Source organism: Lentibacillus sp., from assembly GCF_035301925.1.
Taxonomy (GTDB): Bacteria; Bacillota; Bacilli; order Bacillales; family Amphibacillaceae; genus Lentibacillus.
Window position 1 is genome coordinate 1 of the sequence record NZ_DATGTI010000064.1, and the last position, 9,393, is coordinate 9,393.

Sequence of the window (9,393 nt, forward strand, 5' to 3'; positions counted from 1 at the left end):
ATTTTGGGTTTATAGCCCTCAGGCATTTGAACGTCAGCCATTTGATCATCAGACGGCGGCTCCGAATCATCACGAATAACCTTGCCTTCAGTCCGTGCGCGGTACTCCGCTTGTGCCATCGGTCCGAAATCCCACTTGAAGAAAACAATAATACCAACAAGGATGATAGCCAAAATAGCATAAAAATTAAAGGGAATTGTGAAAAGATACGTCATATATTCCGATTCAGAAATGCCCAGCTCTGCATACTGCGCCCCAATCAGTCCCATGACAAAAACCACCCACGTGGACACAGGCCCCAAAAGACACATCGGTGCAGAGGTTGAATCAACAACATACGCCAATTTTTCACGGGAAACACGCATTTTATCAGTTACCGAACGCATCACACTTCCAACCGTTAATGCATTAAAATAATCTTCAAAGAAAATAATGATCCCAAATAGCATCGTCGACCCTTGTGCACCTCGTGGCGTTTTGACCTTTCTGGAAATCGCACTTGCAATGGCTTGTGCACCGCCAGTCTTTTGCAGAAATGCGATCAGCACACCAAAAAGTCCACAATAAATCAGCACGGTAGCACTCCATGGATCCCCCACACTCGGAATAATAAAATCACTGAAACTGGCGTAGAGGCCCATAAATGGGTTCCAGTCATACATCATTGTCGCCCCCAGCCAGACCCCTGCAAATAAAGCAGGAATAACGTTCCGGGTTATGAGGGCCAGTACAATCGCTATTACAGGTGGCAGCAGCGAGAGTATTCCAGACTCCATATTTAATCTCCCCCTCGATATATTTAGATAATGCTTATTACCAGCATATTTCAATACTTTAAATATTATTTCTACTGAATATAGAAAAGTCCTGCTAAATTTTATCTGTTTTTCGTCATGAATACAAAACATTTCACTTACTGCACATCAAAAAATAAAAAGGCAGACCCAGCTTTACCTGGATCCACCTTTTTGTTGCATGCCCGATAAACCATTATTTTTTGTTATTGGACATGCCGGATTCGGCTATTTTGATCATGCGTTTGACCATTTCGCCTCCCACAGAGCCATTTTCACGTGCAGTTGTATCTGCTCCGGGCTGGACACCAAATTCATTTGCAATTTCCTGTTTCATATTTTCCATTGCATCCTCTGCTCCAGGCACCAACAAATCGTTTTTGTTATCTGCCACAACTGATCACTCCTCGTGGGAATTCGAACAGATTGATTTTAATCTGTTCACGATTAGCTTTTAACCAGAGCGGTATTTTACACCTGTTAAAAAATGCTTATGTAAATGGGCCGTCTCTATTTGAATGGGACATGGGGTCAGGCCTCGTGTCCCATCCTTTCGCAAAAAGTCCATAGCTGTGCTAAAATGCAGGAAGACAGCTAATCAACACATAAGGAGATTAACATGACTTACAAGATTCTATTTCTCGATATCGATGGAACAATTTTAAAACCGGATCACACTTACTCTGACATGACAAAGCAGGCTATATCATCAGTTAAAAAACAGGGTATCGAAGTTTTTCTGGCAACAGGCCGCCCGCTCCACGAAATCAGCCAACTGGCGGAAGACCTGGATATCCATTCGTTTATTGCCTATAACGGTGCTTTTGCCGCTTACCAGGGAAAAACAATTGTCAATGAGCCGATTCCCAGGCAGAACATGACACAGTTTCTTGATATCGCAGCGAAAAATGACCACGAACTGATTATGTACACGCGTGATAAAAATTATTTTACTAACCTTGATCGACCATTCATCAGCCAATTTATTGATATATTCAACCTGAAAGAAAATGCAGCATTTAGACCTGAAATCATAGACAGAGTTTTGGGAGCGACCGTCCTCAATGTATCGCAGGAACAAGTCCGCCTGTATGAAATCGAATCCAATTTGCGGCTTTCTCCGGTTCATGTCAATGGAGCGGAACATAGCTATGACATTTTGCGGAAAAATGTCAACAAAGGCTATTCAGTTGAGCAAATCCTCAAGCTGCTTGATATTCAGCCGGAACAGGCCATCGCTTTTGGTGACGGGATGAATGACAAGGAAATGCTCGGTGCTGTCGGTGAAGGTTTTGCCATGGGGAATTCGCATGAAGATTTGTTTCAGTATGCCAAACATAAGACCGCAACGGTTACCGAAGACGGCATCACGTATGGCCTTAAAAAGCTTGGATTGCTTTAACGTTTCTGCCCCGGGATTTACCCGGGACCTTTTTCATCTATAAAAATTCCTGCAAACTCAGTTACTTTTGCGCTTCCTGTCACCAGCATACTACTTTATTTTCAGAACATCCTCCTGGAACGCCCGTCCGGGAGGTTTAAGCTCTTTGATGATTTTCCAAACACCTGATCAAATGAACCACTTGCTTTGTCTGTTCATACAGCAGCTTCTCGGCCTGTTCCATACACTTCTCAAGGGATATCGGCTTATTGACAATTGAAAAGCAGCCAGTAAAATACTCCCTTAATGTATCCAAGTCACCATCAAGACTCCCGGAGACCAATACAACAGGAACCTGATAATGTTTTGCAAGAGAGGCAATATACCCTGGCGCTTTACCATAAAGGGTTTGTTCATCACTTCGCCCCTCACCTGTCAACACAAGATCGGCATCCCGGATTTCTTTTTCAACATTCATGGTATCCGCGAGAAGTTTCGCTCCTGAAACAAGTTTTCCATCAATGGCTAATAAAGCAAAACCGAGACCACCTGCAGCGCCGGCACCAGCAACGTTTTGCAGTTGCTTGTTCAAAGCGGACTCGACTGCTTTTCCATACTGATTTAAAGCGTTATCGTACGGCATGATTTTTTCTGTCGGCAGACCTTTCTGCGGCCCGTAAACACTGGTTGCCCCTCTCTCGCCGCAAAGTGGATTATCAACATCACAGGCAACTTTTATATCTGTATGAGAAAGTCTTTTATCGATTGCCTCAAAACTGACACCCGTTATATGCTGCACATCTTTTCCAAATGGTCCAACTTCTTCACCGTTCACATTCCACGCCTTCATTCCCAGAGCCAAAAGCATTCCGAGCCCACCATCGTTAGTCGCGCTTCCTCCAAGACCAAGCACGATTGATGTACACCCTTCATCCAACGCATCCAACATTGCCTCACCAATTCCAAAGGTTGTAGTGAAATCCGGATTCCGCTTATCCTCAGGAACTTGAACAAGCCCTGCTATGCTCGCACATTCGATGACAGCAGTATTGGAATCGATGATGCCATAGGTTGTATCAATTTTTTCACCTAGTGGTCCCGTACACGTTAGGGCGATACGCACGCCATCGGTTGAGGCAAGGAACGATTCCAATGTTCCTTCACCACCATCGGCCATTGGTTTCAAAACCGCTTGTGAGTCAGCATCAACTGATTTAATGGCTTTTCCCATGATTTCTGATGCCTGGATGGCTGATAAGCTTCCCTTAAATGAATCAGGTGCAATAACGACATTCATAATGTTCTCCTTTTTTATTTCGATAATTAATTTCATCTTAATTCAGCTATTAATGGGTTTCAACCACCACATTAAAAATCCATAGATTGAACTAGATTCTTTATCGTTCGCGAGGAAATCACACTGGTTTAACCTGAATCGATATAGGTTGGAATCCAAACGACGACGCAATAACTAAAAAAAGGGCCTTTCACAAGACCCTCCTTCAATCATTCTCACAATCAAACATAATGCCGTTGTCATGACGGACTTTTTCCGTAACGGCAAGTACATCATAACTGAGGTATTTCAACCGCTCATATTCGTTCGTGTCACCAGATTCAATTATACGAGCAAATTCCCTGGCCTCATAAACCATATTGTTCGGATGATCATCCGCCTGCAGAGACATTTCTTCCTTGAAACCATTCATAATCACCCTCGGATGATACATATCCCCGGCGTTTTCAAATACCAGCGTCCCTTTTTCCCCATGAATTTCACACATGTTGGACGACTGGGCTATTTTTGAACAAAGAATGGTTCCGGTAAAATCGGGATACTCAAGAACGAGCGTGCCACTGCCATCAACACCACTTTCCAGCATGATGGGGAAATAGGATGCACTGTCCGGTTTTCCAAATAACCCGACTACCAGCGACAACGGATAGACACCCAAATCCACAAGTGCACCCCCTGAAAATTCCGTTGTGAATATGTTGGGCTTTTCCCCTGCCAGGTATTTATCATACCGTGATGAATACTGGACAAACGGCAAAATCATACTGCGGACATGACCAATCTTCTGAAGCCCTTCCTGCAGGCTCGTAAAATTGGGTGAATGCAGATTCCGCATCGCTTCAAACAGGAATACACCATTTTCTTCCGCGATATGATAGGCTTCCTTCCATTCTTGCAAATTGGAAAAAATCGGTTTTTCACATATAACGTGTTTTTTCCCTTTAAGAAACGTTATGACATGCTGATAATGGCGTGAATTTGGTGATGCAATATAGACAACATCCACATCATCACTTGCTGCCATCTCCTTCAAATCAGTAAAAACATGCTGAACCTCGTGTTTTAACGCATATGCCGCTGCTTTATCAGCAGTCCTGGAGTAAACGGCGGCATGTGTCAAATCTTTAGTTTCCTTCGATGCTTCAATAAAAGCATCCGTTATCCAGCCTGTACCAACCGTCCCAAATCTCATCGTCATCCCCTCCCATTATACATGTTGGGATACTTGATTTTCACCATTGCAGTGACAGTATTCCGACGTTATAACAAATACTGCTTGACATCATTCTAAGTGTCAAGCAGTATTTTTCCAGCAAAGGATCTATTTTATTGCTCCAGCTTTTCAATTCGTTTTTCAAGCCTTTGCGTGTTTTTCAGCTGCTCAACCATCCGTTTGATCAGCTGCAGCTCGGCCTGAGCCGTCATGACGTGGTCCTGAGCATGGATCATGAAGAAGCTTGGGACGGTGTTATCGTCCTGTGATTGAATCAGATCTGTCTGGTATTTATGGCCTTTCAGAAATTCATCATTTGCTTCTTCAAGCAATTTTTCGGCTTTTTCAAAGTTATAGTCTTCCGCCTCGTCAAGTGCTTCGTATGCTGCACCCCGGGCATTGCCGCCATGCAAAATTAACTGTGTCATGATCTCTTCATAGTTCATTCCCAAACACTCCTCTAAAGCTCAGTTTACGCTTCTTCTGTTGCTTTTTCTTCCCGAACAAGCTGTTTATCGTATTGCTTGAAGAATGGCCAATAAATGAGCGCGGCGATAACAGCATTCATAATTTGTACCAGTCCGGCAATGACAGAACCTCCTGTTGCAATGAAACCACCAAAGAAGATTGGCACGGTAAATGGTGGCTGGACAACAACCGGAGGCATGACGCCCGTTGCAAACAGAATGTAGTTAACCGTCACAATAACAACCGGTCCCAAAACAAATGGAATAATCAGGATCGGGTTCAATACAATCGGCACTCCAAAAATCAGTGGCTCATTAATGTTAAACAGTGATGGTATAATCGCCGTTTTACCAACTTGTTTCAACTGAACGGAAGTCGCAAAAAGCAAGAATATCGCTAAACCAAGTGTTGTACCGGAACCACCAATATGTGTGAACATATGGAAAAATGGTTCGGTAACAACACCATTCGCTTCTCCTGGGTTACCAGCACTGATGGCATCAGCATTATTTGCCATCTGTGTCATCCAGAACGGATATGCAACAGACGAAACCACGTTCATACCGTGAATACCGATTGACCAAAGAACTAACATCAAGAGAATCATACCAAGTGCAGCCCAATACGAGTTTGACGCCGAAACAAGCGGGCTGAACAAATCAAGTACTGCCTGTGGAATCGTCACGTCAAAGTTAGCCCAGACAATCCATTCCAAAACCCAAACGATCGGCAAAATAATCATGAACGGAATAAGTGCCCGGAACGTTCGCATCACATAAGGCGGTACTCCCGCTGGCATTTCAAAGGCCACACCTTTATTAATAAGAAAACGCATCGCTTCGGTTGTTAAGATACCTAAAATAATTGCTACAAATAAACCTTGTCCGCCAAGATAATTGAGAATATCGCCAAATGGCACCTGTGTAATATCAGTTACCGGGAATGCAGTCATAATAAATGCCAGCATTGACAATATACCAGCCATAGCCGCATCCATATCATGCCGCTGCGCCAGACTGTAGCCGACACCGAATGCGACCGTCACCGCCATAATCCCAAACGTCAGATTATACGGGAACAAAATCTGTCCCTGAATCGGGGCAATGGCTTCTTCCCACGCATTGATGGGTGCCCAGTCAAGGGAGGTTGGCGGGTTGGCAATAATCAGGAAAATCGCACCCGTAATGATGACGGGCAACGCAAAAATAACAAATGCGTCACGAATTGACTGCAAATATTTATTTTGGGCGATCTTGCCCAAAGGTTCCATTAATTTATCTTCCATCCATTCGACCATGTTCATGTTGTTTTCCCCCTTTAAAAAGCGGTTTATTTCATCTCATCCAACATTTATTTTTCCGCTAATTTTAATGCCTGATCCAGTACCTTCTCGCCATCCATCAAGGCAAATGCACGCTGATCGACAAGTTCAACCGGAATATCATGCTCATCGGCCACTTTGGTTACTTCTTTTTTCAGATGGCGCACTTGCGGTTCAAGCAGTGCCACATCATATTGGCTTGCCTTTTCCTTAAATTCACCAGTGCCCCCGGCGTAAGCTTCGACGTCCAATCCGCGTTTTTCGGCAGCTTCCTGTACCTTTTTCGCCAATTGACTTGATGTCGCACCCCAGCTGCAAAGAATAATTATTTTCATTTGATCCGCCATAAAAAATCCACTCCTTTAATTTTTAAAAGTTATTTCTTGGTTAAAACCTCTTTAGCCATTCGATCGACCTTTTTATAATGGCCCATCAGCCAGTAGGAAAACCATGATGCCGCAAAAATGACAATGGAAAATGCAATACCATATCCGAGGATAAGATTGGCTGACGGCTTGCCGGTTATTACGGCAAACAGACCATAACTTGTCCATATCAGGGCAAAGATCGACGCATAAATGATAAAGAATTTTTTCATCCTATCCCTCCTAACACGTGTATAGTTTCCGCGTTTGGGAAACTTTCATGCATCCGATTGCAATATGGCTGCATTCATAAATACTAAGCAAAAATCATGCCAACTTTTTCAAAAAAAGAATAGACCAGCTGCAAAAGCATTTGTATCAAGGATTGACCCGTTTTAAGAAAAACATTTTTTTACTTGCAAAACTGCCACAAAAAATGTGTGCAATCTTGTTTGCACACATTAGCGGGAAAGTTTAATCAGTTCACGTTTTATATCATCCGTCAGTTCAATATGAAATGTATTGTTTATACTTTGGAAAAGCGGCTGCCAAAGTTTGAGTTCCTGACTGGAAGGAACAGTCTGATGATCCAGTGGAATCGAGGACAGGAAACGGTCATCATGATCTTTCATATACGTAGAAATCAGACGGTCAATCATGCTCCCGATGTGCATCCACATACCAAGCTCACGATTACTGTCCCAACCATAATAGTCACGGATAGCCGGCATATAATCCTGCAGCAGATCAGCAACAGTTTTCGGATTGACATACGTGGCAATTTCCTGCAGGCCGCTGCTGATCAGATCATAAATTTCATCAGCAGAAATGTCGTCATCCAGCTTTGGCACGGCAGACTTCCTGGAGATCTCCAATAGCTTATGCATCCGCGCTATTCCTTCATTTTGCAGAAGCTCCCATGCTGGAATATACGGTATGCCCTCAATTGAAACCGGAACTGTTCCAATAATCGCGACGACATTATAATAATCCTTCAGTCCGGTTAATACGGATGTATCCTTTGTTGCAGGATCAATCCGCACCGCCCTGATAATCACATCCTCATCCATTTTTGACAGCTGGTTTTCGAGCCATGATTCAAGCAGCTGGGCAGCCCCTTCACCGGTGAAACAGACGGTGGCAATCATACGTTTTTTCTGAATGCCTGATTTCTGCCGATCTTTGTCCATAAATGTCAGCAGGGCTTTTTTGGCTTCCTGATACATGCCATCCAATGTCTGGTCCGATATCAGTGACTGTCTGCCGGCTTCTAATACCATGGGAAGATTGACGCTTGATAAGGTTCTGATTGGTACGTCCAACTCATGCTGAATCGCATCTCCCATCGTAATGAGTGAACCAATGTCCACCAAAAGCAGTACACCCCTTATATTAGACAGCCGGTTGATTGTCTGCTTCACCCGTTCGTACGTATCTTCGGCCGATATATTCAGCGGCATATCAACCGCCCATATGACATGATTGCCAAGTAGGTAATTGGTCACTTCCGCCATGGACGAAGCTGTTGAGCTGCCATGTGTCACAAGGATGACAGCTAATTCCTGTTCAACAATGAATTCCGGTGCCTTGTCTTGTTCCGGCGTCAGGAAATGGGCAATCAGTTCAATCTCTTCCTGTGGCAAACGCATGCCGATTTCCGTCCGCAATTGATGGGCAAGTTGACTGGCTGCTTCCCGGTATGCTGCATTTGGATGAATCATGACCGGTATCGGTTCTTTTTGGATATTTTCACGCAAATGATTCCGGTAATTCTGCAAATGCAGCCCGATCACATATAGCTGACGTTTTTGAATCGCGAACGGGAGAATTCCATTCAAGCTCTCTGCTGAATTTCGAAGCACCTGGAACAAATCATCATCAATCAGCTGCTGCCAGCTGTCCCGGGATAAAGAAGGATGCCGGTATTTTTCCGTCAGATCCCGAATATAGTCCAAAACCACCCGCTGCAAGTCATCCTTATCCTTGCGCTCGGTCTCCCTGCTTTTACGGTCAAGACGCTGATAGATATTAGGGAACAGATAAGTGGATTCTGCTGTTAAATAAGGTGATTCAATTTTCCGGGACGGCTTCTTCTGACTGTCATCTTTTTTACCAAGGTTATTCTCCGGGAAATCCGCCAGTTTAACCAGGACTTTATCATCCTGCTTGTTCAGATAACGTAAATAAGCACGTGCACAGGCAATTTGAATATCACTTTTGAGCTGACCGATATTGCCAGGGCAATCATATGACAAAAATACCTGCCTGCAATCGTCCTCAATCGACAAGTCTGCATTCATTTTCGATGCCTCTTCAGTCAAAAAGTGATCAGTAAGTGCCTTGCGCTCTTCGGCCGTTCGTTCACGTAATGGCGGAACATCCAATTTCACGGAAAAACGGCGCATTAATGTTGACAAAAGATACGTTTCCGAGTCTTCCGTTGTCGCTCCGATCAGCGCAATATCAGCATGACGCTCCTGCGTTGCCTCTCCCAAACGGTGGTAGACCCCTTTGTCAATCAAATAAAACAGCATCTCCTGTCCGGATGGCGGCA

At 44.0% G+C, this 9,393-nt stretch carries 10 protein-coding genes; 1 reads left to right on the forward strand and 9 read right to left on the reverse strand.

Annotated elements, in window-relative coordinates:
• Together VK080_RS05450 and VK080_RS05455 are read right to left on the reverse strand one after the other, a co-directional pair.
• On the reverse strand, positions 1–776 hold a 776-nt coding region (locus tag VK080_RS05450), incomplete at its 3' end, for a Na+/H+ antiporter NhaC family protein (RefSeq protein ID WP_324223757.1).
• A gap of 214 nt (positions 777–990) precedes the next feature.
• A complete protein-coding gene (locus VK080_RS05455; RefSeq protein ID WP_324223758.1) occupies positions 991–1,188 on the reverse strand; it encodes an alpha/beta-type small acid-soluble spore protein in 198 nt (65 codons plus the stop codon).
• 225 nt (positions 1,189–1,413) lie between these two features.
• On the opposite strand from VK080_RS05455, the gene VK080_RS05460 reads away from it, so the two are divergent.
• Positions 1,414–2,196 (forward strand): HAD family hydrolase, encoded by a 783-nt coding sequence (locus VK080_RS05460; protein WP_324223759.1) that lies wholly within the window; start codon positions 1,414–1,416, stop codon positions 2,194–2,196.
• A gap of 136 nt (positions 2,197–2,332) precedes the next feature.
• Here the strand turns inward: VK080_RS05460 and VK080_RS05465 are convergent, their stop codons facing one another.
• The 7 genes from VK080_RS05465 to VK080_RS05495 all read right to left on the reverse strand — a co-directional run.
• The gene (locus VK080_RS05465) at positions 2,333–3,472 is read right to left on the reverse strand and encodes a glycerate kinase (RefSeq protein ID WP_324223760.1); all 1,140 of its coding nucleotides are present in this window, start codon (positions 3,470–3,472) and stop codon (positions 2,333–2,335) included.
• 205 nt (positions 3,473–3,677) lie between these two features.
• Positions 3,678–4,664, reverse strand: a complete 987-nt coding sequence (locus tag VK080_RS05470; RefSeq protein ID WP_324223761.1) for a Gfo/Idh/MocA family oxidoreductase — start codon at positions 4,662–4,664, stop codon at positions 3,678–3,680.
• 134 nt (positions 4,665–4,798) lie between these two features.
• A complete protein-coding gene (locus VK080_RS05475; RefSeq protein WP_414672219.1) occupies positions 4,799–5,131 on the reverse strand; it encodes a PTS lactose/cellobiose transporter subunit IIA in 333 nt (110 codons plus the stop codon).
• Between the two features lie 26 nt (positions 5,132–5,157).
• A complete protein-coding gene (locus tag VK080_RS05480) occupies positions 5,158–6,456 on the reverse strand; it encodes a PTS sugar transporter subunit IIC (RefSeq protein ID WP_324223763.1) in 1,299 nt (432 codons plus the stop codon).
• Between the two features lie 47 nt (positions 6,457–6,503).
• Positions 6,504–6,821, reverse strand: a complete 318-nt coding sequence (locus VK080_RS05485; protein ID WP_324223764.1) for a PTS sugar transporter subunit IIB — start codon at positions 6,819–6,821, stop codon at positions 6,504–6,506.
• Positions 6,822–6,850: 29 nt separating this feature from the next.
• The gene (locus VK080_RS05490) at positions 6,851–7,072 is read right to left on the reverse strand and encodes a hypothetical protein (protein ID WP_324223765.1); all 222 of its coding nucleotides are present in this window, start codon (positions 7,070–7,072) and stop codon (positions 6,851–6,853) included.
• 228 nt (positions 7,073–7,300) lie between these two features.
• The coding region (locus tag VK080_RS05495) for a hypothetical protein (protein ID WP_324223766.1) at positions 7,301–9,393 on the reverse strand (2,093 nt) is incomplete at its 5' end.

Coding starts and splice junctions, on each gene's coding strand:
- VK080_RS05460 (WP_324223759.1), top strand. CDS start 1,414: ATGACTTACAAGATTCTATTTCTCGATATCGATGGAACAATTTTAAAA.
- VK080_RS05465 (WP_324223760.1), bottom strand. CDS start 3,472: ATGAATGTCGTTATTGCACCTGATTCATTTAAGGGAAGCTTATCAGCC.
- VK080_RS05470 (WP_324223761.1), bottom strand. CDS start 4,664: ATGAGATTTGGGACGGTTGGTACAGGCTGGATAACGGATGCTTTTATT.
- VK080_RS05475 (WP_414672219.1), bottom strand. CDS start 5,131: ATGAACTATGAAGAGATCATGACACAGTTAATTTTGCATGGCGGCAAT.
- VK080_RS05480 (WP_324223763.1), bottom strand. CDS start 6,456: ATGAACATGGTCGAATGGATGGAAGATAAATTAATGGAACCTTTGGGC.
- VK080_RS05485 (WP_324223764.1), bottom strand. CDS start 6,821: ATGGCGGATCAAATGAAAATAATTATTCTTTGCAGCTGGGGTGCGACA.
- VK080_RS05490 (WP_324223765.1), bottom strand. CDS start 7,072: ATGAAAAAATTCTTTATCATTTATGCGTCGATCTTTGCCCTGATATGG.